The organism is Alcaligenes sp. CHO6 (assembly GCF_037120595.1).
Taxonomy (GTDB): Bacteria; Pseudomonadota; Gammaproteobacteria; order Burkholderiales; family Burkholderiaceae_B; genus Alcaligenes; species Alcaligenes ammonioxydans.
The window spans coordinates 1-465 of the sequence record NZ_JBANCI010000019.1 but is presented as its reverse complement, the minus strand read 5'-3'; the positions used below and the strand labels follow the sequence as shown (position 1 = coordinate 465).

At 58.5% G+C, this 465-nt stretch carries 2 pseudogenes; both read right to left on the bottom strand.

The features are described 5' to 3' along the window. Window positions 1-196 (bottom strand): annotated as a pseudogene (locus tag V6936_RS17315) (N-carbamoylsarcosine amidase); the annotation flags it as partial. Next, window positions 183-465 (bottom strand): annotated as a pseudogene (locus tag V6936_RS17310) (2,5-dihydroxypyridine 5,6-dioxygenase); the annotation flags it as partial. The pseudogenes V6936_RS17310 and V6936_RS17315, both read right to left, overlap by 14 nt.

The following is a 465-nucleotide window of genomic DNA, read 5'->3' as shown; positions in this document are numbered from 1 at the left end:
GCCAGCCCTGCTCACGCGCCGTTGCCAGCAACTTCTGTGTGTTCGCGATCGCCTCAGGAATATTGCCGCCACCAAACACCGCCGGGTCAGCAAAACCATTCACCAGATCAATAATCAACAAGCCGTAGGGAGCTTGAGGCTCCAGCGTCGATCCAAACCCTTGTTGAGCGTACACCGCTCCTTCATTCGTACTCACCAACACCTCCATCCAGTACGTTGCCATCACGCACCACCGCCCGGCCATCCAGGCTGACCGTGCAATGGCGCAAAGGAATATCAATGTGGCAGGCCGTCGTGCGATTGCCGCCCGCCTCGTTGTTTGGGCCCAGAGAGAACAGGAAGTTGCCCTCAAACGCGCGGGCATCCATACCAATGGTGTTCTCACGCGAGTACAGGCCCAGCGTAGACCAGTGACAACGCGGTTGCAGACCCCAGCCAATGTGGGAGATCGCGTAACCTTCGGGA